Origin of the sequence: Alkalihalophilus sp. As8PL (genome assembly GCF_040939795.1) — a bacterium.
GTDB classification, from domain to species: Bacteria; Bacillota; Bacilli; order Bacillales; family Bacillaceae_D; genus Alkalihalophilus; species Alkalihalophilus lindianensis.
In genome coordinates this window covers 1,699,296-1,725,242 of record NZ_CP162551.1, presented here as the reverse complement: position 1 = coordinate 1,725,242, position 25,947 = coordinate 1,699,296, and the positions used below count along the sequence as shown (strand labels likewise).

General features: G+C 37.7%; 24 protein-coding genes. 20 read left to right on the top strand and 4 right to left on the bottom strand.

Annotated elements, in window-relative coordinates; all coding sequences use genetic code 11:
- The first annotated feature begins 15 nt into the window (after positions 1-15).
- From hydA to AB3N04_RS10190, 9 genes are all read left to right on the top strand, one after another.
- On the top strand, positions 16-1,434 hold the full coding sequence (hydA, locus tag AB3N04_RS10230; protein ID WP_368505899.1) for a dihydropyrimidinase: 1,419 nt from the start codon (positions 16-18) through the stop codon (positions 1,432-1,434).
- 145 nt (positions 1,435-1,579) lie between these two features.
- Positions 1,580-3,046, top strand: coding sequence for an NCS1 family transporter (locus AB3N04_RS10225; RefSeq protein WP_368505898.1), 1,467 nt, complete (start codon positions 1,580-1,582; stop codon positions 3,044-3,046).
- A 14-nt stretch (positions 3,047-3,060) separates the two neighbouring features.
- Positions 3,061-3,297, top strand: a complete 237-nt coding sequence (locus AB3N04_RS10220) for a hypothetical protein (RefSeq protein ID WP_368505897.1) — start codon at positions 3,061-3,063, stop codon at positions 3,295-3,297.
- Between the two features lie 177 nt (positions 3,298-3,474).
- Positions 3,475-5,082, top strand: a complete 1,608-nt coding sequence (locus AB3N04_RS10215; RefSeq protein WP_368505896.1) for a PucR family transcriptional regulator — start codon at positions 3,475-3,477, stop codon at positions 5,080-5,082.
- A gap of 192 nt (positions 5,083-5,274) precedes the next feature.
- Positions 5,275-6,738 carry a CoA-acylating methylmalonate-semialdehyde dehydrogenase gene (locus AB3N04_RS10210; RefSeq protein WP_368505895.1) on the top strand — a complete coding sequence of 488 codons (1,464 nt, stop codon included), beginning with the start codon at positions 5,275-5,277 and terminating at the stop codon, positions 6,736-6,738.
- 32 nt (positions 6,739-6,770) lie between these two features.
- Positions 6,771-8,126, top strand: a complete 1,356-nt coding sequence (locus AB3N04_RS10205; RefSeq protein WP_368505894.1) for an aspartate aminotransferase family protein — start codon at positions 6,771-6,773, stop codon at positions 8,124-8,126.
- A gap of 137 nt (positions 8,127-8,263) precedes the next feature.
- A complete protein-coding gene (locus AB3N04_RS10200; protein WP_368505893.1) occupies positions 8,264-10,432 on the top strand; it encodes a PAS domain S-box protein in 2,169 nt (722 codons plus the stop codon).
- Between the two features lie 237 nt (positions 10,433-10,669).
- Positions 10,670-11,794 (top strand): S8 family peptidase, encoded by a 1,125-nt coding sequence (locus AB3N04_RS10195; protein WP_368505892.1) that lies wholly within the window; start codon positions 10,670-10,672, stop codon positions 11,792-11,794.
- A 213-nt stretch (positions 11,795-12,007) separates the two neighbouring features.
- The gene (locus tag AB3N04_RS10190) at positions 12,008-12,157 is read left to right on the top strand and encodes a hypothetical protein (RefSeq protein WP_157860751.1); all 150 of its coding nucleotides are present in this window, start codon (positions 12,008-12,010) and stop codon (positions 12,155-12,157) included.
- A 25-nt stretch (positions 12,158-12,182) separates the two neighbouring features.
- On the opposite strand, the gene AB3N04_RS10185 is transcribed toward AB3N04_RS10190, so the two are convergent.
- Positions 12,183-13,058: a helix-turn-helix domain-containing protein gene (locus AB3N04_RS10185; protein ID WP_368505891.1), complete on the bottom strand. Its 876-nt coding sequence runs from the start codon at positions 13,056-13,058 to the stop codon at positions 12,183-12,185.
- A gap of 379 nt (positions 13,059-13,437) precedes the next feature.
- Between AB3N04_RS10185 and AB3N04_RS10180 the strand changes: the two genes are divergently transcribed.
- Positions 13,438-14,010: a TetR/AcrR family transcriptional regulator gene (locus AB3N04_RS10180; protein ID WP_368505890.1), complete on the top strand. Its 573-nt coding sequence runs from the start codon at positions 13,438-13,440 to the stop codon at positions 14,008-14,010.
- A gap of 138 nt (positions 14,011-14,148) precedes the next feature.
- On the opposite strand, the gene AB3N04_RS10175 is transcribed toward AB3N04_RS10180, so the two are convergent.
- Positions 14,149-14,457: a winged helix-turn-helix transcriptional regulator gene (locus AB3N04_RS10175; protein WP_368505889.1), complete on the bottom strand. Its 309-nt coding sequence runs from the start codon at positions 14,455-14,457 to the stop codon at positions 14,149-14,151.
- Between the two features lie 156 nt (positions 14,458-14,613).
- Here AB3N04_RS10175 and wrbA point away from each other — a divergent pair, with 156 nt between their 5' ends.
- The 3 genes from wrbA (at position 14,614) to AB3N04_RS10160 (ending at position 16,103) form a co-directional block, all read left to right on the top strand.
- Positions 14,614-15,234 (top strand): NAD(P)H:quinone oxidoreductase, encoded by a 621-nt coding sequence (gene wrbA / locus AB3N04_RS10170; protein WP_368505888.1) that lies wholly within the window; start codon positions 14,614-14,616, stop codon positions 15,232-15,234.
- 154 nt (positions 15,235-15,388) lie between these two features.
- Positions 15,389-15,805, top strand: coding sequence for a universal stress protein (locus AB3N04_RS10165; protein WP_368505887.1), 417 nt, complete (start codon positions 15,389-15,391; stop codon positions 15,803-15,805).
- A 157-nt stretch (positions 15,806-15,962) separates the two neighbouring features.
- Positions 15,963-16,103: a BH0509 family protein gene (locus AB3N04_RS10160; protein WP_047973582.1), complete on the top strand. Its 141-nt coding sequence runs from the start codon at positions 15,963-15,965 to the stop codon at positions 16,101-16,103.
- A gap of 380 nt (positions 16,104-16,483) precedes the next feature.
- On the opposite strand, the gene mgtE is transcribed toward AB3N04_RS10160, so the two are convergent.
- Positions 16,484-17,848 carry a magnesium transporter gene (gene mgtE, locus AB3N04_RS10155; protein ID WP_368505886.1) on the bottom strand — a complete coding sequence of 455 codons (1,365 nt, stop codon included), beginning with the start codon at positions 17,846-17,848 and terminating at the stop codon, positions 16,484-16,486.
- Between the two features lie 259 nt (positions 17,849-18,107).
- Between mgtE and AB3N04_RS10150 the strand changes: the two genes are divergently transcribed.
- The 6 genes from AB3N04_RS10150 (at position 18,108) to AB3N04_RS10125 (ending at position 24,470) form a co-directional block, all read left to right on the top strand.
- Positions 18,108-19,166 carry an ABC transporter ATP-binding protein gene (locus AB3N04_RS10150; RefSeq protein WP_368505885.1) on the top strand — a complete coding sequence of 353 codons (1,059 nt, stop codon included), beginning with the start codon at positions 18,108-18,110 and terminating at the stop codon, positions 19,164-19,166.
- 185 nt (positions 19,167-19,351) lie between these two features.
- Entirely contained in the window at positions 19,352-20,458 is a 1,107-nt protein-coding gene (locus AB3N04_RS10145; protein WP_368505884.1) for an extracellular solute-binding protein, read from the top strand.
- Between the two features lie 40 nt (positions 20,459-20,498).
- Positions 20,499-22,178: an ABC transporter permease gene (locus tag AB3N04_RS10140; RefSeq protein ID WP_368505883.1), complete on the top strand. Its 1,680-nt coding sequence runs from the start codon at positions 20,499-20,501 to the stop codon at positions 22,176-22,178.
- Between the two features lie 121 nt (positions 22,179-22,299).
- Complete coding sequence (locus AB3N04_RS10135) at positions 22,300-22,617, top strand: DUF2325 domain-containing protein (protein WP_368505882.1); 318 nt, start codon at positions 22,300-22,302, stop codon at positions 22,615-22,617.
- 23 nt (positions 22,618-22,640) lie between these two features.
- On the top strand, positions 22,641-23,252 hold the full coding sequence (locus tag AB3N04_RS10130; protein WP_368505881.1) for a hypothetical protein: 612 nt from the start codon (positions 22,641-22,643) through the stop codon (positions 23,250-23,252).
- A gap of 306 nt (positions 23,253-23,558) precedes the next feature.
- Positions 23,559-24,470, top strand: coding sequence for a metal ABC transporter substrate-binding protein (locus tag AB3N04_RS10125; RefSeq protein WP_368505880.1), 912 nt, complete (start codon positions 23,559-23,561; stop codon positions 24,468-24,470).
- Between the two features lie 42 nt (positions 24,471-24,512).
- Here the strand turns inward: AB3N04_RS10125 and AB3N04_RS10120 are convergent, their stop codons facing one another.
- Positions 24,513-25,259 (bottom strand): rhomboid family intramembrane serine protease, encoded by a 747-nt coding sequence (locus AB3N04_RS10120; RefSeq protein ID WP_368505879.1) that lies wholly within the window; start codon positions 25,257-25,259, stop codon positions 24,513-24,515.
- Positions 25,260-25,371: 112 nt separating this feature from the next.
- On the opposite strand from AB3N04_RS10120, the gene acpS reads away from it, so the two are divergent.
- Positions 25,372-25,731 (top strand): holo-ACP synthase, encoded by a 360-nt coding sequence (acpS, locus tag AB3N04_RS10115; RefSeq protein ID WP_368505878.1) that lies wholly within the window; start codon positions 25,372-25,374, stop codon positions 25,729-25,731.
- Positions 25,732-25,947 lie beyond the last annotated feature (216 nt).

The window sequence follows — 25,947 nt, the reverse complement described above, 5'->3', positions numbered from 1 at the left end:
AAGGGGGACAAATAAATGAAGAAATTGATCAAGAACGGTACGATTGTAACGGCATCTGAAACATTTGAGGCAGACCTTCTCATCGAGGATGGCAAAATTGCAGCAATTGGTGCAAACCTTTCTTCAAGTGGAGCAGAGACGGTTGATGCAAAAGGTCGCTATGTGTTTCCTGGAGGGATCGATCCTCATACTCATCTTGAGATGCCATTTGGTGGCACCGTTTCTAAGGATGATTTTGAATCTGGAACGATTGCGGCAGCATATGGTGGGACTACCACAGTAATTGATTTTTGTTTAACGAAAAAAGGAGAGCCGATGCAGTCCTCTATTAATGAATGGCATGCAAAGTCAAAAGACAAAGCTGTTATTGATTATGGATTCCACTTAATGATTGGTGAGATTAATGATGACGTGTTGGCTGAGATTCCAAAAGTAATCGCTGAAGAAGGAATTACTTCTTTTAAAGTATTTATGGCCTATAAAAATGTTTTCCAAGCAGATGACGAGACGTTATTTAGAACGTTAGTTACTGCAAAAGAGCTCGGTGGTCTTGTGATGGTTCATGCAGAAAATGGAGATGTTATTGATTACCTGACAAAGCAAGCTCTCAAAAAAGGGCAAACCGATCCTATCTACCATGCTCTAACACGTCCACCTGAAGTTGAAGGAGAGGCCACAGGTCGAGCATGTCAGCTGACTGGTCTTGCTAACTCGCAACTATATGTTGTACATGTGTCGTGTGAAAATGCAGTAGAGAAGATCGCAGAAGCAAGACGTAAGGGGTTTGATGTATGGGGTGAGACCTGTCCACAATATCTAGTTCTCGATCAAACGGCATTGGAAAAACCAAATTTTGAAGGAGCGAAATATGTCTGGTCTCCTCCTCTTAGAGAAAAGCATCACCAAGATGTGCTTTGGAATGCGCTGAAGAATGGAGACTTGCAAACGCTTGGGTCAGACCAGTGTTCGTTTGACTTTAAAGGACAAAAAGAGTTAGGAAGAGGTGATTTTACAAAGATTCCAAATGGAGGCCCTATTATTGAGGATCGAGTAAGCATCCTTTATTCAGAGGGGGTGGAGCAGGGGCGAATCTCGTTAAATCAATTTGTTGATATAACATCGACTCGGATCGCCAAGTTATTCGGGTTATATCCTCAAAAAGGAACGATTGCAATTGGAGCAGATGCAGATCTTGTTATATTTGATCCAACGGTAGAGCGTACGATTTCTGCAGACTCTCATCATATGGCAGTCGATTATAATGCCTTTGAAGGGATGAAAGTAAAAGGAGAGCCGGTCTCTGTTTTATCACGAGGGGAGTTCGTCATTCGTGATAAACAATTCGTTGGTTCAAGAGGGCAAGGGAAATACGTAAAGAGAGCTAAGTACGGTCAGACTTTAACGAGTGATGCGAACGAAGCAATTTCTAAATAAATCAAATTGGAAATGAGCCGCCACCTAAACATGATCGAAATAGAGAAGCTGGGGAGAGGGAAGCCAGTCACGCATGAACCTTTCTATGATGGATGAAAAGATGTATGATTGCTAGATTTCTAGCACATAAGAGGGGGATCTCGTGATGAAAAAAAACTCAAGTTATTTAAAGTCTCCTGACCTGCTTCCAATCACACATGGAGACCGTAAGATAAGTACATTAGGTTTCGCGATTATCTGGGTAGGGATGGCGGTCGTTTTAGCTGCGTTTGCTATTGGTGGAGAAGGGGTTCAATCTTTACCACTTGGATTGGTCGTCCTAGCCACTATTATTGGATCGATTGCTATTGGTTTATGTATGACTTTGACTGGTGATATCGGGGTTGAGCACGGTTTATCCTTCCCTGTTTACATGAGGGCTCCATTTGGAACAATCGGTACTCATATACCCTCATTAATACGTGGTTTTGTTGCTTCATGTTGGTTTGGAATTAATACGTATTTCGGTGCTACGGCGATGAATGGAATACTATTTGTTCTAACTGGATTTGACAATTGGTTTGTCTGCTTCCTCTTTTTTGCCGCGATCCAAGTTGTTAATACGGCACTTGGGATTAAAGCTGTTGAACGTTTTGCTGATCTTGCAGCACCTATTATCATCATCATATCAGCATGGATGTATACTACATTATCAGACCAAGCACTAGCTGCAGGACGTGACGTTTGGAGCTGGATTGAAAGCCCGGTAACTGGCGGGGCAGCAGTTACTGCATTTGCCATTGTGATTATGAGTAACATGGGATTTTGGGGGACGCTCGCTGCTGATATGCCTTCTATTTCAAGGTTTATTAAAGCTCCAAAATTGGAACGGAACTGGTTTAAACGTAACAGAGGACAAATTGTTGGAAGTCTTATAACTCTTCCTATTGTACAAACGTTCATGGTGATTATTGGGGCTGTTTCTTTCATTGCTGTATCTAATTACGATCCGGTAGTAGCCTTACAAGAAGCCGCTAGTGGAATCGTTCTTGGGGTTTTATTACTAATGATTGTATTCGCCCAGTGGTCGACAAATATTTCAGCTAATCTTATTCCGGCAGCAACAATTTTCTCAAACGTTGGCGGGCCTAAGCTCCCATTTTGGACTGGAGTAGTGGTTGCTGGCTTAATTGGTTTACTTGTACAACCGTGGAGTCTCTTTGGCATTATTATTCCTGCATTATTAATTGTCGGTGGTATCCTATCAGCGATTGTAGGAATTTTGGTAGCTGATTATTACTTTATTCGAAAACGCCGTGTGAATGTTGTTGATCTTTATAAAGAAGATGGACAATATCAATACTGGAAAGGGTTAAACATTGCAGGTCTACTTGCTTGGATCTTGGGCGGTGGAGCCGCATACTTTATTCAAACTTACTCATTTGTTGTTGGTTTTGTTGTGGGAGCAGCTGTATATTACGTACTCGCTAAATATTGGTGGTTCGAAAAGTATCAACAAGCTGAGCTACTTGACCCTAGTGATGAAAAGTATCTAGGTATTACTGTGGGAAGAGACTGGATTATTGAAGATGATGATACACAAGAGCAAGCAAAAACTGCACAAAATGCTTAGATAGGAGGCAGTCAATGTCGGATTACCAAGAGTTTCTTGCTGAGCGTGATGAAATTGATTATTTGATCCAACAAGGGTATGTCATTAAGGGAGTAACTGAAAATTTAAGTGGGGCCTTTGTGGAGTTTGAACTTCCCCTGCATAAACGCTCAAAAAATAGGCAGCAATATGAGCGCCTTCATATTAAAACTGCGGATGCGAGAAAATACTTCTCAGTCCAACTTATCAATCAAAATAAACAAACAGGTTAACTAAAGGCTGTTCCTAGAAAGCAACTAGGAACAGCTTTTTTTCATTTTGTAAGGATTTCTTACATAGAGATTAAGAAGGATGCAGGAAATAAGGCAAGCATCATAGAAGTTAGTACCACCCAATAAAATTTTATGAATAAAGTTTCTCTACTCTTTAAAAGAGGTGATATTTAGATTATGAAATCGTACATATCTATCGAAGAGATTGTGAAACGAAAACACTTTGAACACATTGAAGTTATAGCCGGTATAGAAGGCTTAGATCGATTAGTGAAATGGGTTCACGTTGTTGAAGTCATACAAATTCGGAACCTATTGAGAGGCAATGAATTGATTTTAACAACTGGTCTTGGATTTAAGGATGATCCATCTTTATTTGTCCAATTCATTCAACAGTTAATTGAATGTGAGGCGGCTGGTCTTTGTATAGAGATCGGTACGAACACATCCACCATTCCTCAAGAAGTCATTGATTTAGCAAACACTCATCAATTTCCTATCATCATGTTTAATCATGAAGTTCCCTTCGTAGAGATCACACAGGATATTCACTCAACATTAATTAATAAACAATACCAAGTCATAACGGATCTAGAATACTATTCTCAACAACTAAATAAAAAGTTATTAGAGATTAGCGAATACGATGAAATTTTGACATTTTGTCAAACGTATTTAAATGTCCAAGTCATGGCTCGCTTTAATGAAGATGACCTTAGATTTTATCCAGAGGCCCCAAAACTTGAAAAGCAAGAATTAATTAAAAAAAGAGAACAGGCTAAGAGTAATAAGCAGGTTAGAATTGCATGGCAGCCAGTAATGTTACTTGGTAATGAATATGCAGAAGTAATCATTATTTCAAAAGATAGAGACCTCACCGAATATGACTATTTAATCTTGGATCGTACAGTCACTGCACTTGCGCAACAACTTTTACGTATCTTGTATGTAGAAGAACGGAAGAATGCAGAGGAGTCCCAATGGATGCTAGATTGGTTAGAGGGTGTTCATAGGGAAGAGATTATCGATGAACATTTAGCTTCTTTAGAACCGGGGTTAGAATTGAACGGTGCAGTAGTGTGTGTATGTAAATACCAACCAGTAAAGCATGGTGTAGAGTCGGATTGCACTTACTTAAAGTTGTGGATGCGAACGGTCTTTGAACAATATGGATTTCATTTATTTACGATCGATGTGAGACAGGATTTAGTATTAGTCCTCTGTAATAAGCGTTCAGCTGAGGATTGGAAAGAACGGGCGGTGGAAGCTTTTGAACGAGTTAGACAACAAGAAGGAACCGGAAAGAAAAGCATCTCAGCTTATAAATTTGGAGTCGGAAAGTTTATTTATCAATTAGAGGAAATCTCTCTAAGCTACAAAACAGCAAGAGAAGCTTTATTACTTACAAATAGAGCAACAAAGAAAGATATGAGTATGTTTTATGATGATCTGCACTTATATCGTATATTATCAGTTATTCATCAGCACGCAAACCTAGATGAGATTGTGAGTGATTATTTAGCTCCCGTAATAGAGTACGATCAGCGTTATAACGGACAGTTGCTAGAAACGTTAAAGGCTTATTTAGCGTGCAGTGGATCTAAGCAAGAAACAGCGAAACGGTTATTCATAGTGAGACAAACTTTGTATCATCGTATAGAAAAGCTAGAGAAAATATTAGGTACAGACTTTATGGAAGCCGAGAAAAGGTTGGCGCTAGAGTTTATGTTACTTGCCAAAGATTACTTGAGTATTGATAAACAATTGCACAAAAGATCCGTATGACGATGATGCACTCCTTCAATAGGGTGCATTTTTTTAATGACGTTCACTTAATTTTAATTTGATGTTCATTTTGTGGAAAATTTAATGATAGTTATTTTACAGAATGTCTAATGAAACAAATCAAGGAATAGCGGATAATAGGATTATGGATCAAATAGTGTGAAAATTAAAACGACTAAGGGGGAGACAGGCATGGCAGTATTAAAGAAATCAACTGAGCTAAAAAATTATATTAATGGTGAGTGGGTAGCTTCAAATGGAACGGAAACTCTTGAGGTGCCAAATCCAGCCACAGGTGAGGTTCTTGCTTCTGTTCCTATCTCTACTAAAGAAGACGTTGACCAAGCGGTAAAAGCTGCAAATGAAGCGTTTAAAAAATGGAAGGCAGTCCCTGTACCGAAACGAGCGAGGATCTTATTCCGTTATCACTCATTATTAATTGAGCGTCATGAAGAGTTAGCAAAGTTAATTGTTGAAGAGAATGGAAAAGCCTTTAAAGAAGCATATGGTGAAGTGCAACGAGGCATTGAATGTGTAGAGTTTGCTTCAGGTGCTCCTACACTTATTATGGGTGAGTCGTTATCAGGTATTGCTGAAGAGATCGATTCAGAAATGTTTCGTTACCCACTAGGAGTTGTGGGTGGGATTACGCCATTCAATTTCCCGATGATGGTTCCGCTATGGATGTTCCCGCTTGCGATTGCTTGTGGTAATACATTTGTTTTAAAGCCATCAGAGAGAACACCATTACTGGCAAATAAATTGGTAGAGCTTTTTACTCAAGCTGGGGCACCGGCTGGTGTACTAAATATCGTTCATGGTGCTCATGATGTCGTAAATGGATTGTTGGACCACGAAGATGTTAAAGCCATTTCCTTTGTAGGTTCACAACCTGTGGCGAAATATGTGTATCAGCGTGCGGCGGCTGAAGGCAAGCGTGTTCAAGCCTTATCTGGTGCAAAAAATCATCATATTGTTATGCCTGATGCAGATATGGAAAAAGCAGCTCAACATATTATTAGCTCAACCTTTGGCAGCGCAGGTCAACGTTGTATGGCTTGTAGCGCAGTAGTTGTTGTAGGCGATAATGATAAATTTGTAAATCTATTAAAACAAAAAGCAGATGAATTAACAATCGGAAGTGGGATGGATGAAGACGTTCTGTTGACGCCTGTCATTCGTGATTCACATCGTGAAAAGGTACTGGGATACATCCATAAAGGAGTGGAAGAAGGCGCTTCTTTAATTCGTGACGGGCGTAAGGAAATGGATGAAATAAAACAAGGAACATTTTTAGGACCTACGATATTTGATCATGTCACTCCGGATATGACGATTGCAAAAGATGAAATCTTTGCTCCAGTGCTTAGTTTGTTACGTGCTGAGGATTTAGATGGTGGTCTTGAATATATTCGCAAATCACGCTACGGAAATGGTGCAACTTTATATTCAAAAGATGCAGGGGCAGTAAGAAAGTTCCGTGAAGAGGCAGATGCAGGAATGCTTGGAATTAATGTTGGTGTTCCGGCTACTATGGCATTCTTCCCATTTTCCGGTTGGAAAGATTCGTTTTATGGTGACTTGCATGTGAATGGGAAAGACGGAGTGAATTTCTTTACCCGTAAAAAAATGATTACTTCTCGTTTTGATTTTTAGGTAGATCTTTTAACAAGAAAGGAGGAGGTTGTATGGCAGAACTTAATCAAAAGCAGAATTTGAAAGCTGCTGATGAAAAATATCTTTGGCATTCCATGAAGCCATATAATCCAACTGCCACTATGGTAGTGGAAAAGGCTAAAGGAGCATGGATTAAAGATAGTGATGGAAATGAGTATTTAGATGCGATGGCTGGCCTGTGGTGTGTAAATGTTGGTTATGGACGTACAGAGCTTGCAGAAGCTGCTTATGAGCAATTGAAAGAGCTCGCGTATTTCCCATTAACTCAAAGTCATAAGCCGGCAATCGAACTTGGTGAAAAGCTAAATGAAATGCTAGGTGATGAGTACGTTATTTTCTTCTCTAACAGTGGTTCTGAAGCAAATGAAGTTGCTTTTAAAATCGCGCGACAGTATCATCAGCAACGAGGAGAAAATGGTCGCTACAAGTTTATTTCACGATATAGAGCTTATCATGGTAATTCCATGGGAGCCCTTGCAGCAACAGGGCAAGCTCAACGTAAATATAAATACGAACCACTTGCACCGGGCTTTATTCATGTCCCTCCTCCAGATTCTTACCGTCGACCGGAGAGTGCTCAAGTGCCTGCTGAGTTAACATCTGTACAGGATATTGACCAAGCGATGACTTGGGAATTAAGTGAGACGGTAGCTGCAGTGATTATGGAGCCAATTATAACAGGGGGCGGGGTACTTGTTCCACCTGAGAATTATATGAAAGGCGTTAAAGATGCTTGTGAGAAGCACGGAGCTCTTTTAATTGTCGATGAAGTTATTTGTGGCTTTGGTCGTACAGGGAAACCATTTGGATTTCAACATTACGGTGTACAACCTGATATTGTTACGATGGCCAAGGGGATTACCAGTGCTTACTTACCACTATCAGCAACTGCGGTGAAACGAGAGATTTATGAAGCGTTTAAAGGGACTGAGGAGTATGAGTATCTTCGTCATGTAAATACCTTTGGAGGAAGTCCTGCTTCTTGTGCCTTAGCTTTGAAAAATCTTGAAATTATGGAGAAAGAGCAATTGTTTGAGCGGTCAGAAGAATTAGGGAATCAGATGAGAGCAGACTTATCTACCTTACTTCAAAATAATCCTTACGTCGGTGATATAAGAGGGAAGGGCATGCTGATCGGAATTGAACTAGTGAAAGACAAAAGCACAAAAGAACCTCTAGATGTATCGTTAGTGAACCAAGTGATGGCAGTATGTAAGCAAAAAGGACTGATTATTGGGAAGAACGGTGCAACGGTTGCGGGCTTTAACAATGTGTTAACTCTTTCCCCGCCACTTTCTATTGAGATAGATGATATAACATTTATCATCGACACATTAAAAAATGCACTCAATGACCTAGAAAAGTAAAACACACGCGAGAAGTCTCTGACTTCTCGCTTTTTATTGAATGAGGACTATTTTATTTAGAGTATTCAGACTATATATTCATCCTATATAATGGTAGGGTATACATAATAAGAATGATAAGCTGAAGAACGGTCGTGATGATTATGTCAAAGCCTAATCCATTAATAAATGATGAGCTATTCCAAGCGTGGTTAACTCAGACGAGTGATAGTATCTTTTTATGCAGTGAAATTCAAGGGAAATGGATCATGCACACCTATAATGAGCCAGCAAAAAAATGGATAGAGCGCTTCTTTGTTCATACAAAAGAGGGTTTTGAGTGTAAGGATATTCAATTGGAAAAAGCGTGTAAACATGCATTCGAAAAAGAGGAGAAGACCTCTTTTTCTTTCGCATTGGGAGAACCCCAATTTGGTACCCTCATTTTGACATGTAATCCAATCTATTCACATGAAATGAATCAGAAAGTGGTATTAGTAATTGGCAAGAATGAACAAAATTTAGTCGGTGCATCTCATGCATCATTGCTCACCTATCTTACTAATACAGAAGATGCTGTACTAGTGCGTGATCTATCCGGTTTAATTACCTTTATCAATGCCGCATTTACAGATATGTTTGGGTGGGAAAGCGATGAAGTTATTGGTAAAAAGGTTTACGAAATAAATATTTTACCGCTCTCTTTAATTGAAGAATCAACTTTAATAAACGAACGTTCTCTACAAGGAGAAAGTTACTCACATGTTACAACTCAAAGGATCAGGCGAAATGGAGAATTATTTGATGTGTCCATTACCTATTCATATGTAACGGATCTAGAGGGGGACGTTATTGGTTCAATGAGTGTATTTCGCGACATGTCTGAGCAAAAAAAGATTGAATCTTTATTGAGAGAAAGTGAAGAGCGTTACCGAAAACTTGTAGACCTCTGTCCGCTTCCGATTTTTGTACATGAAGACGGACTTGTTCAATATGTAAATGATGCGGCTATTTCACTCGTTGGTGCTAAAGATGAATCTCAATTAGTTGGCCATTCTATGTATTCTTTTGCAAGTAAAGACCATCACGATCAAATACAAAAACGATCGAAGGATGTTCATCAAAAAGAAGAGCAAGATGTGGTTGAATACAAAATTCATACATTAGATAATAAAACCAAGATTATTGAAGCGATGGTGACGTCCATTTCGATTTCGGATAAAAGAGTCAACCTTGTTCTGTTAAACGACGTTACGGAGAAAAAACAACAAGAACAAGCTTTAAAAGAAAGCGAGAGACGTTATCGTCTAATAGCTAATAACTCTTACGATCTAATTTCGATTGTAAGCAGTGAGGGAATAGGGAAGTATATATCACCATCTCATGAAAGATTGTTAGGTTATAAGGATACGGAATTGATTGGTACAACCGCTAAAGAGCGAATTCACCCCAATGATCGTACTCATACTCAGGAAACATTTGAAAGGTTATTAAAAACAAAAAAGCAACAGAGAATGGAGTACCGTATGTTTCGGAAAGACGGGACGGCAATCTGGCTGGAGTCGATTCTGAAGTTATTTGAAGAAGGGGAGAAGTCTGATGTTCTCATCGAAAGTCGAGATATTACAGAACGGGTAGAGAATGAAAAAATGATCCGAAAGTTAGACAAGCTCTCTGTGGTTGGGCAACTTGCCGCTGGAGTGGCCCATGAAATACGTAATCCATTAACCTCTATTAAAGGTTTTCTCCAATTGTACCAACAAAATAATCAAAAAAGCGAAGATAGTCATTATTGGGAGATTATCTTTTCTGAGTTAAATCGAATAGAAGAAATCATCAATGAGTTTATGGTTTTAGCTAAGCCTCAAGATGTTACCTTTAAGAGCATTCGAATAAAAGATCTAGTCTCACATACCATTGTACTGTTTCAATCAGAAGCACATCTTAATAATATTGAAATTGACGTCATCTATATAAACACAGAAAACGAAACCATACACGTGGTAGAGAACCAGTTGAAGCAAGTATTTATCAACATCCTTCGAAATGCAATTGAAGCGATGAGACCTAATCATGGAAGAATCCGTATTAAGGTTGAAAACTGCAAGAATGAAAGAATCCGCTTTCGATTTATAGATAATGGTCCAGGCATTCCTAAAGATCGTCTTACTCATATTGGAACTCCTTTTTATACAACAAAAGAAAAAGGTATTGGACTTGGATTAACAATCAGTCAAAAAATAATCCATGATCATAAGGGAGATTTTACGATACGCAGTTCATATGGGAGAGGGACCATTATTGAAGTGGTATTAGATGTGAGATGAATCATAAAATAACGTCACAAAAATACCTGAGAGTAGATCTCAGGTATTTTTGCATGCTTTGGCCCCTTTGAATTGAAAGTGACTACTATATAAAGGAACTTATATTACTATGTTTATAAAATGTCTGATAATTCTATCAGATGCTTCTATACTCTATTAAAAGAGTAGAGAGAAGACCTCTATCAAAACCCATCATAAACTAGATTTTGATAAATTATTCATAGGGGGTGATCGCCTATGAATCTTCAAAAATGGGGTAATGCATTGAAGATTAATCAATGGTTAAGAGTAAGTGTTTTAACTCTATTGTTACTAGTTATGGTGGTAAGTGTGGCTAGTGCCAATGGGGGAAAGGAAGAGTACTTAATAGGAGTAAATTCAGATAAAGCAAAAGGACTTATCGAAAGTGCAGGTGGAGTCATCCATCACGAATATGAAGCCTTTCCAGTTATTTTTGCAGAGTTACCAGAAGCTGCAAAACGTGGTTTAGTAAATAATCCGCATATTGATTTTATTGAAGAGAATGAAGACGTCGAGATAGCTCAGACAGTTCCTTGGGGAATCCCATTTATTTACTCTGATGAGGTCCACCGTCAAGGTTATTATGGAAATGGTGTAAAGGTAGCCGTATTAGATACTGGTATAGCTACACATCCAGATTTAGCAATTAAAGGTGGGGTAAGTTTTATTCCAACCGAGAATACGTATATAGATTACAATGGCCATGGTACACATGTAGCAGGAACGGTAGCCGCACTTAACAACTCTTACGGTGTACTTGGAGTTGCGCCTGGGGCAGATTTATATGCGGTAAAAGTTTTAGATCGTAATGGTGGCGGTTCACACGCGACAATTGCTCAAGGAATAGAGTGGGCGATGAATAATGGGATGGACGTTGTAAACATGAGTTTAGGGAGTACGTCAGGGTCTACTACTTTACAGTTAGCTTCTGATCGTGCATCTAGTGCAGGCGTTCTTTTAATTGGCGCTGCCGGTAACTCAGGTCAACAAGGAGGCTCTAATAATATGGGGTATCCAGCGCGATATAACTCAGTAATGGCCGTAGGTGCTGTTGATCAAAATGGTACTCGTGCAAGTTTTTCGAGTTATGGAGCTGAACTTGAAATCATGGCACCAGGAGTTAATATTAATAGTACCCATTTAAATAATAATTATCGTAGCTTAAACGGAACATCTATGGCTGCTCCTCATGTAGCAGGTGTAGCTGCATTAATTAAGCAAAAGCATCCACATTTAACGGCATCACAGATTCGAAACCGTATGAATCAAACAGCTATTAACCTCGGTAACAGGACTTACTATGGGAATGGTTTAGTTGACGCTGAATACGCAGCTCAATAATGAAAAATAGGCTACTTGGATAAACGGAGATTGCCATGCTCTTGTTTACCCGAAGCTTACATTATAAGTACATTTATATTTAAGTTTGAAAATCAAGGCGAAAGGCCCTCTATAAACTAATTAATGGTAAAAACAAGGCGAGAATTAAAATTCAGAAAAATAAAAAATCGGTTATACTAGAAATAACTGGAACTACTGTTGGAGGTGAGATAAATGACAATGAAACGTCTTGTAGCAGCATTAGTAATTGGAGCCTTTCTTTTAGGTGCTGGTGTATTAACAGATTCAAACCAACCAGCATCTATAGGTAATGTAACTGCTTTTGATCTTCCACACGCAGGAGATCTTCCGCACGCAGGTTAAGTGAATAAATGAAAGAAGCAATAGGCTAGGTGCCTATTGCTTCTTTCATTTGTTTTTCGGCAATTGCTGCCAACGTTAACTTCCCTTCAATTCTAAATAAGTATATAGCATCTTGAATATACTTTTTTCCTTTTTCATGCTGATTGGTTAAGATCAAACAATAACCTTTTTGGTATAAACATTCCCCAAGTAAATACAGCAGCTCATTCTCAATGCAAAGTTGAATCCCTTTTTCACTTAAATAAATCGATTTTTCATAATTTGTTAGGCTTTTTTCTGCTTTAGCATAATTGTAATAAACTCTAACTTTAATTTTAGGATTTAGCTGGGGGATCGTCGTTGTTCCATGAATAGCTCTTTCATAAATCTCTACTGAAGTATGTGGTTTACCACTTAAGTCGTAAACAACTCCAATGGCATTTAGAATTTGTATTTCTTCTTGTGAGTAGCCATCTTTTCCCTTGTAAGTGAGGTTTAGAGCATTAAAAAGTACTTTTAAAGACTCTTCATAATTCTTGGTCGTATATGCCATAGAAAAACCTTTATGCCAAAAAATAAACTGCTGCAGGTCTACACTTTCAAAAAGTGGATTTTTCTCTTCAGCAAGAATTAAGTCATAAACTTGTTCGTAATTCCGATTCATGGTGTGTTTTCTTACATCTTGTATGAAGTCTTGAATGTAATCATAACGTGGATTAGATGCCTCGTGGAAAAAGTGAGTCATATCCACTCCAAGGCGCCTGGATAGTTCAAAAAGGGTAGTTGAAAGAGGGATGAACTTACCGGCCTCAATATTGCTTATCTGTGCTTGTGTACAAATACCTTCCGCTAATTCATTTTGAGTAAGTCCTTTTAAGGTGCGGTAAAATTTAATATTCTTGCCTATTGTATGTATATCCATAATCTCACCCTTTTCTCAAATATGACATTTAGATCTTCGGTAAGCGAAATACTTCTATATAAATAAGATAACAACTATTTGCATTTTCGTCATGTGCCGTTAGAAGGGGAGAGGGTACTTTTTTCCAAAATTAAATACAAGTATTTCTTACTCTTTTGTTAAGAAGGTTTGGTCCTTTAATTGTGGTTAATTAGACTTCGTGAGTGTTTAGGGGTTTGATATTAATAAAGTTTACTAGTTAGACAATAAAAATCAAGTAAAAAGTAATAGGATTATAATACTAACAATAGGGTATTGTTAGTAAATATAGTAAAATTAGATATAGGCAAGTTAAAAAGTTTTAGACGGGTGTTTATGTCAGATAAGGATGGCGAAGAAGATGGCTAGAAAAAAGAAAGTAGATCAACAAGAGTTAATGCAAGTTACTGAAGAGCTTTTATTAAAGATAGGATATGAACGCTTGAACTTTAAGCTAATTGCTACTCAATTATTTGTAGGGAGGAGTACGATCTATGAATATTATTCAAACAAGGAGGAGCTTGTATCGGAATACATGCTAAAGTTAATGAACCAAGTTTTAGAGAGAGTAGATCAAATTGAGGAGGGGGGAAGTGTAGATCCTCTAACCAATTTAAGAAAAGTATTATCAGTATTACTTGATTATAAGCATGTACATTTAATAACAGAAATTACTCCAGTCTTGAAGGGGACTTCGCCCATAGTTGATCAGAAATTAGTGAAACTAGCTGAATTAGAACAGAAACTTTTCACCTTTATTCATACTCAATTTCAGATAGCAGAGCAATTAGGTGTGTTACGTCAAGATATTCAAGTACAAATTAAAACAAACTTTCTTTTACAATTAATAAAATTGAGGAAGGAAGAAAATATTGAGCGGGAGGAATGGGCAGATGTTTTATTTTCTCTGCTTATAAATGGCCTAAAAAAATAACGGATTATAAATAAGATAAAATTATATCCAAGGAAGGGTATTATTTTATCTTATTTGTATCCGACGATCTAGTCGATTATTTTAATAAATAAAAAGTAGGTAAAGAAAGAGCCTATTTGATAGGGGTTCTTTTTTTACCTACATCCATTTTTCTCCCCAAGTTTGGATTGAAGAAATCACAGGTTCTAAGGCGAGTCCTTTTTCTGTTAGCTCGTATTCAATTCGAACGGGCTTTTCAGGGTACACATTTCGTACAATGACCTCTAAATTCTCTAATTCTTTCATTCGTTCAGTTAATATGCGATCACTCATATCGGGTATTTGGAATTTAATTTCTTTGAACCTTTTTGGGCCATCAAGTAATACTCGAATAATTAAACCTGTCCATTTCTTGCCTAATAATTCTGCAGCATGCTCATATTTTGGGCACATCCTACTGTAGTCCATATTATTCACCTCATTAGGTTTAGTTTACCATAAATTAAAGGTATAGATAAGAAAGTAGACAAGAGCAGCCTAATTGATTGACAATTAAAAAAAGTATAATTAATATATATATATTATAGTTACTATAAAAAAGTTAGTATAAGGAGTGTTCAGTTCATGGCAAAGGTACTCGTGCCGTATTACAGTGCATATGGTCATATTTTTGAAATGGCAAAGGCGGTCGCAAAAGGTGCAGAAGAGATTGAAGGGACCGAGGTGAAGCTTGTTAAAATTCCAGAGTTTGATGTAGTGAAACAAGCAATGTCTAGCCAAGATGCTTATGTACAAGCGCAAGATAATCAAGATGACGTAGCGGAGGCAACTCATGATGATTTGCGTTGGGCTGATGGTATAGCTTGGGGAATCCCTACTAGGTACGGCTCTATGCCTGCTCAAATGAAACAGTTTCTCGATTCTGCAGGAGGCTTGTGGGCAAACGGAGAACTAGAAGGTAAAGCTACCTCCATATTTACTAGTACAGGTTCTGTGCATGGCGGTCAAGAAACAACTGTTATTACCTCGCTTATTCCCATGCTCCATTTCGGTATGATTTTTGTTGGTCTCCCTTACGGAGAGAATCCTGAGCAATTAACAAAAGATGGGATTGGCGGAAGTCCATATGGTGCATCAACTATTTCAGGACCAGATGGATCAGCTTCTCCAGATGAAAGAGACTTTGTGATGGCTAAGCGACTAGGTGCACGATTAGCAAATGTTGCTCATAAATTAAATCAATAACAAAATCGAGTTAAAGCATGAAGGATGAACAATCCTTCATGCTTTATTTTTGAATTCAGTACCATTTATTGGGCTATCTTCGTATAATAATAGTAACAAGTAACCACAAACTTCAAAGGATTGTTTGAAACTTGAGTCATAAGGATGTGAGCTTATGTTCAAACAAATTGTCGTAGCAGCAGATGGATCTGAGCATTCAATGAAAGCTGTAGAAAAGACAATTGAATTAGCAAAAGACAGAGATACTAAAGTATTTGTAGTGTATGTAGTAGATGGTTCAACCTCTAAAGCCGATGTGCTCGATAGTTGGGATTCATTAGGGATTTCTGAGAAGCGTAACAAGAGGTTAGTTGCTATTGAACAACAAGCTAAGGCTGAAAACATTAATTATGAAGTGAAAATCATTCGTGGAGAGCCTGCATATGCGATTGTTCAATTTGCTCACTCAATTGAAGCTGACTTAATTGTAATTGGAAGTCGAGGATTAAATCAGCTTCAACAATTGGTTTTAGGTAGCGTTAGTCATAAGGTAATGAAAAGAGCGACTTGCCCTGTATTAATAATGAGATAGCGAATAAACCTTGCCTAATGGTAAGGTTTTTTTTGAGGAAACTAGGCGTTCTCATTGAATTAAAAAAGTTGTAAGAAATGATTGACCTTTTTGAATCTTCTGTTATATAATAATAAAAAATAAACGAAGTTGTATTAAAACAGAGAGGGTGTTATGGATGAGCAGAAAAGAGCGCGAGAATATGATCCAATTTCTTACTACAGTTGAGGGAATGCATGAGAGAAAATTAATGTTGATGACTGATGCAGATATTGAGCATATATATACGCGAGTATATAGCATGCATGAACGTAATTAATAAAACCTCTCCATCGACTGATCAGTCGATGGAGAGGTTTTACTTTGAAGTACAAGAGTAATGTTCAAGATATTTTCAGGAAAATAGGGAGCGAAATAAGGTATACTACCTAAAGAATGCTTTTGAAGGGTGGATATAATGAAATTTTCAAATAAAACCTTATTTATCATCATTACCTCTATTACGGCATTATATGGAATACTTTATTGGGTGATTGGGCATATTCTTACCACTTAATCAGTCTAATTTCTCTATTAGCCTGTACGCTTATAATAGACATTTTACGACAACCATTTCGACTTTCACTTACTAATTCGATTTATTTCCCCGGCAATCTGTCGAAAAAAGCAGTCTCTTTTAAAAGAGACTGCTTTTTTTGATTATAAATGTTGAAGTTGGGCTAAAAAAGCAGTCGCAATGCCAAAGTAGATCATTAATGAGATGATATCATTAATCGTTGTAATAAGTGGGCCTGATGCTACAGCTGGGTCAACGCCGAAGCGATATAGCATAAGTGGAATAATCGTTCCTGCTAGTGTACCTACGATTAATGTAATTAATAAAGAAACACCGACAACTATGCCTAATGTGAAGCTTCCAATCCATACTGTCGCGACAATAAGGATAAGAATTCCACATGTGATTCCGATTATGATCCCGACCCTAAGTTCACGTAAGACTAACCTAATAACAGTTTTTTGATCAACATCACTTGTAACGATTCCTCGTACAACAACTGCTAATGATTGAGTACCTGTATTACCAGTCATTCCAGCTATCATAGGCATGAAGAAAATGAGTGCTACCACTTGATCAAGGGTTTCTTCAAAACCACTAATGATACTTCCGGAGAGTAAACCAATAAATAATAACAAAATAAGCCACGGAAGGCGTCTAAAAGAAGCTGTAGTTGCTTTGGTATTAAAGTCAATGTCTTTACCGGAAGCAGAGAGTTTCTCGATATCTTCATTCGCTTCACGTATGACGATATCAATTGCATCATCTACCGTGATAATACCTAGAAGAATATTCTTTTCATCTACAACAGGAACGGCAATAAAGTCATAGCGTTCAATAGTTTGGGCTACTTCTTCTTGGTCAGCATCTACAAGAACAGATACCACTCGGTTAAACATAATATCTTCAATCTTTTCTTCGCCATCTGCTATTAATAAGTCACGGTAGGATACGACCCCTACTAATTTCTTTTCTTCGTTTATGACATATAAATAATAGATGTTCTCTGAAAAGCTGGCATATTCTTTAAGTTTATTAACTGCTTGCTTTACCGTCTGGTTAGCGTTAATCCAGACAAATTGGTTAGTCATTAATCCCCCAGCAGTTTCAGCAGGGTAGCTCATCAATGATCGAATCTTTTGAGAATCTTCTTTTCTCATAACGTCTAAAAATTCTTGGATCTTCTCGGTTGATAATTCATTAAGTAAGTCGGCGAGGTCATCATTATCCATTAAATTCATAACTTTTGATGATCGTTCAATGCCTAGTTTGTGCAAAATTTCAATTTGCATTTCATAATCTAATTCCTGGATTAAATCAGCAATTTGATCAGAAGTTAAGAAAGTTAGAAATTTATGATGATGCTTTTCTGGAAGTCCTCGATACAGCTGGGCAACATCATATGGATGTAGCTCTTCTAATAACTGTTGGAGAGCTGATCGTTTTGCCTCTTTGATATATTTAATAACAAGTACAAGTAGTTGATCTTCAGTCATATTTGCAACCAATGCGCACACCTCGTTTCTCTCATTTATATACTTTACAAAAAAAGAATGATGATGTAAAACCCTTGATGATAAATAATCCCTATTACATTCCCTATATGGAAAAAGGTCAAACAACATCAAAGAATTTCAAATATACAAAATACATTGAAAGTATCTAGATTTTTCATTGTATTTACATTGACGCTATGAAATATGCTGTGATATGATTCACTTAGATTGAAATTCATTCTCAAAGAAGAGGTTGAGGGGGACGTACATAATGGGTTTTATCCACCTTCAAGATTTAACAAAGACGTACAATAAAGCCGAAAGTCCGGCCGTTAATGACATTGATCTTTCTATTGAAAAAGGTGAAATTATCACCCTGCTTGGTCCAAGCGGTTGTGGTAAGACGACTACGTTAAGAATGATTGCTGGTTTTGAGCAGCCTTCAAGTGGTTCAATTAGAATTGATGATCAAGTTGTGTACGACCACCGTTCATATCTTCCTCCCGAGAAAAGAGGAATCGGAATGGTGTTTCAAGACTATGCACTTTTTCCTCACTTAACAATAGAAAAGAATGTAACGTTTGGTTTAAATAAATGGGGTACCCTTAATAAGAAGAAGCGTGCAAAGGAAGTTCTTGAGCTAGTTGGTCTAGCCGACTACGCAAAACGTTTTCCGAATGAACTTTCTGGTGGCCAACAACAACGTGTTGCTCTAGCTCGTGCATTAGCACCAAGGCCGCATGTTGTATTAATGGATGAGCCATTTAGTAATTTGGATGCAGGGCTTCGTGAGAGAATGCGCTATGATGTAACCGCTATTTTGCGTAAAGCTAATACAACGGCGATTATTGTCACGCATGATCAAAAAGATGCCTTTGCTGTTTCTGATCGAGTTGTTGTAATGAATCAAGGTGTGATTCAACAAATTGCATCCCCTCGTGATATGTACCGGTGTCCGAAAAACTGCTTTGTAGCACAATTTGTAGGGAAGACAAACCTTCTTTCAGGCACGCTCTGTGAAGATCTTAAGCATGTTGAGACACATATCGGACGGGTGTGTTTACCATCTGAATCTGATCAAGTTTTAGAGGATGTTCGCATTTCTATTAGACCTGAGGGTTGCCGCTTAGTAGAGGATGGCCGTTACACGGGTCGAGTAGAACGCGTGACTTATAGTGGTGAATACCAGGAGCTTGAAGTGAGACTTGGTGATGAGCATGTAACTAATGAACCAATGATCGTCTATGCTCCAGTTGAACAAGAAATTGAAGTTGGGGCCATTGTATCATTTGATATTAAGCCTGAATTAGTAGCTCTTGTAGAAGCATAAAATGAAAAGTCCTCTTTTAGAGGGCTTTTTCTTTTACAAAAAAATAATTAAATTAAATATGATTAATAAATCAAAAATTTCGTTGACAATGATTATCAATAGCATTATAGTAAGACTTGTGAGATTTATTGAGAATGAAAATCAATAAAAAAAATATTATACATACGAAGGGTAGGAGTCTTAGAATGAACAAGTATTTAAAAGCACTTTTATTTTCATTACTAGCTTTATCATTATTCGTTGTTGCAGCTTGCGGTTCTGATAGTGAACCTGCAGAAGAAACTTCAGATAGTGAACCTGTAGAGGAAACTAGTGAAGAGACTGGGGAAGAAGCTACAGCAGAAGAAACAGGGGAACTTGTTGTCTATTCTTCACGTAATGAAAACTTTGTCAACGCTTTATTAGAGAAATTCACTAAAGATACAGGGATTGAGGTAAAGCCTTTACACGCTGGTGATAATGCAGTGAGCCGTATTAAAGGTGAAGCGAGTAACGTGCAAGCAGATGTTTTTATTTCTAATGATATCGGAGCGCTTGAAAATTTACGTCTAGAAGGTTTATTAGAAGAATCAAGTCCTGAAGGGATTGAATCAATCGATGAGCAATATCGTGCAGATGATAATTCATGGTTCGCATTATCAGCACGTACGCGAGTTTTAATGTATAATAAAGATCTTATTACAGAAGAAGAAATGCCGAAGTCAATTAAAGAGTTAACTGATCCAAAATGGGAAGGTGACTTCGCTATTACTCGTGGTGGTAATGGTGGAATGATTGGTCATGTATCTGCTCTTCGTAATGAATGGGGCGATGAGAAGACAAAAGAATGGATCCAAGATGTAAAAGATAATGCTGGAGCTATCCTTGAGGGTCATGGTGATATTCGTCGTGCTGTAGGTGCTGGTGAATTTACATTTGGTCTAGTAAACAATTATTACTACCACCAACAACTTCAAGAGCCTACCGATAATAATGTAGGTGTCATCTATCCGGATCAAGGAGAAGATGAAATGGGAGCAGTTGTAAATGCTGCTGGAGTTGGTCTTGTTAAAGATGCACCAAACTCACAAAGTGCTCAAGTCTTCTTAGATTGGATTTTACAACCAGAGAATCAACGTGAGTTCTCTTATGAATCTTTAGAAGTTCCAATTAACCCTGAAATTGAAGCGGTTGAAGGAGCTGCATCTATTTCAGATTATAAAACACATGACATGCCGTTAAGTGAATTGGGTGAAGTGTGGGAAGATACACGTGAACTTATTGAACAAGCAGGTCTTGATTTAGACCTATAATATTAAAAGACATAAATAGGCGAGTGGGAGATGTGACGTCATGAGTCAGCACCAGGGTAACGATAAAAACAATAGGAAACCCAATCAGGTTGGAGACAATATGTCTCCAACCTCTCGCCGTTTTTCCATTGGTAATTGGTTTTCTAGTAATAAAGGGAGCAGGCCTGGGGGGATCTTGTTTTTATTAGCAGCTTTAACTGGACTGCTGATGTCGATCCCTGTTTTCTACGTGGTATGGAGATCGCTTTTTGCTGGTACTGATCGGTGGATGCGCTTACTTGATTCTAGAATTCCTCAATTAATCTGGAATACAATTTCGCTCACTGTCATGGTAACTTTATTTGCCGTCTCCATTGGAGTATTGCTTGCTTGGATTGTAAATAGAACAAGCTTACCAGGGCGAAAAATGTGGCAATGGCTACTTGCGCTACCGCTCGTCATTCCGCCTTACGTCGGAGCTGTAACGTATATTATAGTATTTGGTCCAAGAGGATGGCTCTGGAGAGAGTGGCGTGAAAGTGAGTGGTTATTAACGACTTTCGGAGAGTATCCAATCAATGTTTATTCATTCTGGGGTATCTTTTTCATTCTCACTTTATTTACTTATCCATATGTATTTCTGATTGCAAGTGCCTCTCTTAGAAAGATGAATCGAAACTACGAAGAGGTGGCAAGGTCTCAAGGGATGACAACGTCGCAAATTTTTTGGAAAGTTAATATCCCGTTTTTGCGTCCTGCTATTGGGGCGGGTGCAATTTTGATTGCGCTCTACGTTCTTTCAGACTTTGGAGCCATTGCAATGATGCGTTACACAACTTTTACGGCGGCTATTTATTATCAAATGGGTAGCTATGATAATGTATCAGCTACGGTTCTTAGTGTCGTACTCATTGCACTTACATTAATCATATTGTGGATTGAATCAAGAACCAAAAAGAAGCAATCTTACTACCAAACAAGTAATACCTTTAAAGAGCCAGATATTCTTCCGCTTGGTAAATGGAAATGGCCATCATTTTTATTTGTCTGTATCACCTTCTTTTTTGCTATTGTCTTGCCAATCATTGTCTTAGTCTACTGGTCGTTTTTAGGACTGCAAGCTGGCGCACTTGATTCAAGATTTTGGGGATATGCATGGAACAGTGTAAAGGTTTCAGGGATGGCTGCTTTAATTTGTATGCTACTTGCGCTTCCGGTCGTATATTTACGTTCAAGGTACCCCTCACGAGTTTCCGCTATAATTGAAAAGCTGAGTTATGCGGGATATGCTCTACCTGGGGTTATCGTTGCATTAGGGATTATCTTTATTTTTAATCAATATATTCCAGTGCTTTACAATACGTTTTATTTAGTGGCAATTGCTTTTGTGATTCGATTTTTACCGCAAGCTATGCAATCAACTGATGCTTCTTTAAGTTTAATTTCTCCCCGTATCGATGAAGCTGCGAGAAGTTTAGGACAACCTCCATGGAAAGTAATGATTACAGTTATTATTCCATCGATATTGCCTGGTATTTTAGCCGGTGGTGCACTTGTATTTGTTAGTAGTATTAAAGAGTTGCCAGCAACCTTATTACTGCGTCCGCCTGGATTTGATACTTTAGCTGTTCGTATATGGGTAGAGACGAGCGAAGCAATCTATTACATGGCTGCTCCAGCTGCGCTGTTGATCGTTATTGTTTCGATCATACCGCTTAGATATTTATTAAAGAAATATTAAAGAAGCCTTAAGGGCTTCTTTTTTGTGTTTTTATCTAAAGGATCTGAAAATTTAATTGACAATGAGAATCTTTTTCATTTAAAATAAAATGAGAATCATTATCGATGGAGGGGTGTTTATTTTGTCTTCTTTATTAATTGTGGGAGCAGATAGGCTCGGTGCAATACCTGAAAAACTTGAAGAAATGGGATTTGAACAGATTACTCACATAAATGGAAGAAAAGTTCAAATGGTTAAAAGAGATATTCCGTCACATATTGACCTTGTATTAGTTTTAACAGATTTTATTAATCACAATTTAACATCAGTTCTAAAGAAAAAAGCCGCAGAACAAAACATTCCGATTTGCTATGCCAAGAGGTCATGGTGTTCAATCTATCAATCGATTGGAAAGTGTAATTATGGATGTAATAAGGAGAATTCCTGTCCATTTAAATAACCAATCTAATAGGAGGAAAAATGATGGAAAACCTACATGCTTACAGACTGTTGATGAATTCCTATCTAAGTTGTCCATATGACTTGGTAAGATCAAAAGAATCGCTACAGTGTGCGAAAAAAATAAGTTTACAAAATTTTATTAATAATGTGATAAATGGATTCTTCTCAAAATCGTGTAAGGAACATCATGTTCTGGCTCTTTTAAAAATGGTTGATACATACCGAAGAGATCTTAAAAGAAGTGTATTTGATTCTACTATGGAATATACAATTGCATTAGCTACGATAACCGATCATTTCTTACAAATCACATGTGACTATATCGAAGAAGGTAATCACACGTATGTAGAACACGATAAGGGCCTGATAATTAATCAATATAATGAAGATCAATATTCAGTTAAAAAGCTTTTAACTGAGGTTGATGAAGAATTGTCACTATTATATGCCAAGGAAGTTTGTGTAGAGCTTCAAAAATCTTTTAGGTGTTTGCCTGATGTTATAGAATTAATTGATATGATGAATGGAGAACGTCATCTTTATTTCCCTTCAAAAGATGGAAGTGATCAAAGTGATTTTATTTATTATTCCCGTCCACTTGTAGAAAAAGAGATAAATCGTATTTGCTCATAAGCGGATACGATTTATCTCTTTTTTGTGATTTTAGAAATAAACATTGGTTACCATACATATTGATGTATTAGTAACAATTTAGTAAATAGATAGCACATCTTTGATAATGGTTCATAAACTCATTATAAATGTGGATTGATAAAATTAACTATAAGTCTAGACATTTTCTAATAAGTGTGACAAAATAAAGTTGCCCTAAGACAAAATAGTTTTCCTCAGTGAAGATTTGTGTTGAATTTTTTTGCGGTCTTTTTTGCCTGTAGACAACTTTTTTAGAAGAAAGAAAAATATACTTATAGAGAAAGGATGAGGAAAGTGAGAAAGATTTTATTACTGGTCGTTATAATGGTAACTAGTTTGATCATGGTAGCATGTGGAGGAGAAGATAGGACAACTGAAGAGTCTGGTGAATTAAAAGTCATCACTAGCTTCTCTATTCTTGCTGATATTACAAAAAATGTAGTAGGAGACAGAGCGGAAGTAGATTATTTGGTCCCTATTGGGGAGGAACCGCACGGCTATGAACCAATCCCGAGTGATTTTCAAAAAGCGAGTGATGCTTCTGTTTTTTATGTGAATGGCTTAGGTCTTGAAGAGTGGTTAGAAAGATTGGTTGCTAATGCAGGAGGCGGAGCTGATATCATAACGGTTTCTGATGGAATTAATGTTATTGGAGTTGAGGGGTCTAATGAGGATGATCCTCATGCTTGGTTAGATGTAAAGAATGTCATTACGTATGTAGAGAATATTCGTGATGATCTAAGTCAGCGTGATCCAGAAGGTGCAGATGAGTATGCAGCTAATGCAGATGCTTATATTAAAGAATTACAAGAGTTAGACGAGTGGATCCAAGCAGAAACGCTAAACATTCCGGAAGAACAAAGAACCATTGTAATTAGTGAAAATGCCTTCAAATACTTTGGGGAAGCATATGGGTATGAAACAATCGGGATCTGGGAGTTAAACTCCCACGAAGAAGGAACTCCAGGTCAGATTTCAAGAGTAGTCGATTTAATTCAAGATGAGAGCATCCCAGCTGTTTTCTTAGAAACGACAATTGATAGTCGTTTTATGGATACTGTATCTAGTAATGCGGGGGTGGATATTGCAGGTGAAGTATACACAGATGCGGTCGGTCCAAGCGGCAGTGGTGCTGAAACATATATTGATATGATGACGCATAATGTGAATACATTTGTAGAAGGGCTAAATCAATAGAAACTACCTCCAATCCATAAAATGGGTTGGAGGTAGTTTATTTTAGAGTAGGTTTGAGAGCAATCCGATAACAACAAGGAGACCTAATACAATCCAAAAAGTTGTCATGAAATATTTTTTATTTCTTCTACGATTTTTCCAGCGGTTAGGGTTAAAGGTAGCTTCTTTTGGCTCGTGCATATGTTGGTACATATGATAAGGTTTCACCCCGATTAGGAACAATGGGGCCATAGCTGCACCGCCAATCAATCCAAATAAATGAGCCAATACATTAATATTAGAGTTTACAAAGGTCATAACAAGCCCAATAATGAGGATGGTCATGACAAGCTGGGAATTAGCTCGGTCAATTAGATCTTTTCTTAGCAGAACAATATATACGTAGAGACCAAACAACCCAAAGATTGCCCCTGAAGCACCTAGATGTGGAGGGTATCCAAGTCCGCCTAAATAAAAGGTAGCAATATTAGCAATAATTCCAGTACTTAAGTAAAAGATGATGAATCGGAGTTTACCTAACATCTGCTCAAGGGCTGGACCGAAGATCACAAGAGAAAAAGAATTAAAAACAACATGACCTATGGTTAAATGCATAAAAACAGGTGTAATTAACCTCCACCACTCTCCGTTAGCAACAGCTAAATTATAGCCAATGCCAATGTTTCTAACCAATTGTCCTCCTGGTAAGAAGTTCATCCATACAAATAAGGCGAAGTGAATAATTAACAATCCAAAAATAACAGGATAGTTTTTCCTAAAGGAATAGAAGCTTTCCTGACGAATAAACAAGCTCAGTCCTCCTAACACAATCAATTCTTTCTATAAGTATAGCAAAGATATCTGTTAAAATGCCCGATTTTACACCTAACTTAAAACAATCACAAGAGGTGAAACGAAAAAGATGATTATTGGAATTGGTATAGACATTGTAGAGCTCGAACGTATTGAGAACTTACTTCAAAAGCAACCAAGATTTCCAGAGAAAGTTTTAACAGGGAAAGAGCGCGTAAATTATGAGTCGTTAAATGGGAAAAGAAAGATAGAGTACATAGCAGGCAGATTTGCTGCAAAAGAAGCTTTTGTGAAAGCGGCTGGAACCGGTATCTCTAAGACATTTGGATGGCATGATATTGAGGTATTAAATGAAGAAAATGGGAAACCGTTTCTTCTAGCGAATATAGATTGTACGGTCCACGTATCTATCTCTCATAGTAATGCAAATGCGGTTGCACAAGTAATTTTAGAGCGCTTGTCAAGCTAGTCTGCATATTGTTACTCCTTGCCTCATATAGTTGTAATGCGGATGGGAGAGCTTGTGCCATTTCAAGTGGAGTCAGGTCTAAGGAATACAACAAGAACCCTTATTCGTTCATTGATCAGCTAAAGGATTACAGCCTGAGCTGAGAATTGAACAGGTGGGACACTAACAAGATAGCCGTCTCTTGATTGGTAGAATTCTCTTCTTTGGCGTTAATTG

Coding starts and splice junctions, on each gene's coding strand:
- AB3N04_RS10205 (WP_368505894.1), top strand. CDS start 6,771: ATGGCAGAACTTAATCAAAAGCAGAATTTGAAAGCTGCTGATGAAAAA.
- AB3N04_RS10175 (WP_368505889.1), bottom strand. CDS start 14,457: ATGGACTACAGTAGGATGTGCCCAAAATATGAGCATGCTGCAGAATTA.
- AB3N04_RS10130 (WP_368505881.1), top strand. CDS start 22,641: ATGGAAAACCTACATGCTTACAGACTGTTGATGAATTCCTATCTAAGT.
- AB3N04_RS10145 (WP_368505884.1), top strand. CDS start 19,352: ATGAACAAGTATTTAAAAGCACTTTTATTTTCATTACTAGCTTTATCA.
- AB3N04_RS10165 (WP_368505887.1), top strand. CDS start 15,389: ATGTTCAAACAAATTGTCGTAGCAGCAGATGGATCTGAGCATTCAATG.
- AB3N04_RS10195 (WP_368505892.1), top strand. CDS start 10,670: ATGAATCTTCAAAAATGGGGTAATGCATTGAAGATTAATCAATGGTTA.
- AB3N04_RS10225 (WP_368505898.1), top strand. CDS start 1,580: ATGAAAAAAAACTCAAGTTATTTAAAGTCTCCTGACCTGCTTCCAATC.
- AB3N04_RS10185 (WP_368505891.1), bottom strand. CDS start 13,058: ATGGATATACATACAATAGGCAAGAATATTAAATTTTACCGCACCTTA.
- AB3N04_RS10210 (WP_368505895.1), top strand. CDS start 5,275: ATGGCAGTATTAAAGAAATCAACTGAGCTAAAAAATTATATTAATGGT.
- AB3N04_RS10180 (WP_368505890.1), top strand. CDS start 13,438: ATGGCTAGAAAAAAGAAAGTAGATCAACAAGAGTTAATGCAAGTTACT.
- AB3N04_RS10200 (WP_368505893.1), top strand. CDS start 8,264: ATGATTATGTCAAAGCCTAATCCATTAATAAATGATGAGCTATTCCAA.
- AB3N04_RS10190 (WP_157860751.1), top strand. CDS start 12,008: ATGACAATGAAACGTCTTGTAGCAGCATTAGTAATTGGAGCCTTTCTT.
- wrbA (WP_368505888.1), top strand. CDS start 14,614: ATGGCAAAGGTACTCGTGCCGTATTACAGTGCATATGGTCATATTTTT.
- AB3N04_RS10140 (WP_368505883.1), top strand. CDS start 20,499: ATGAGTCAGCACCAGGGTAACGATAAAAACAATAGGAAACCCAATCAG.
- AB3N04_RS10150 (WP_368505885.1), top strand. CDS start 18,108: ATGGGTTTTATCCACCTTCAAGATTTAACAAAGACGTACAATAAAGCC.
- AB3N04_RS10160 (WP_047973582.1), top strand. CDS start 15,963: ATGAGCAGAAAAGAGCGCGAGAATATGATCCAATTTCTTACTACAGTT.
- AB3N04_RS10125 (WP_368505880.1), top strand. CDS start 23,559: ATGAGGAAAGTGAGAAAGATTTTATTACTGGTCGTTATAATGGTAACT.
- hydA (WP_368505899.1), top strand. CDS start 16: ATGAAGAAATTGATCAAGAACGGTACGATTGTAACGGCATCTGAAACA.
- AB3N04_RS10220 (WP_368505897.1), top strand. CDS start 3,061: ATGTCGGATTACCAAGAGTTTCTTGCTGAGCGTGATGAAATTGATTAT.
- acpS (WP_368505878.1), top strand. CDS start 25,372: ATGATTATTGGAATTGGTATAGACATTGTAGAGCTCGAACGTATTGAG.
- AB3N04_RS10215 (WP_368505896.1), top strand. CDS start 3,475: ATGAAATCGTACATATCTATCGAAGAGATTGTGAAACGAAAACACTTT.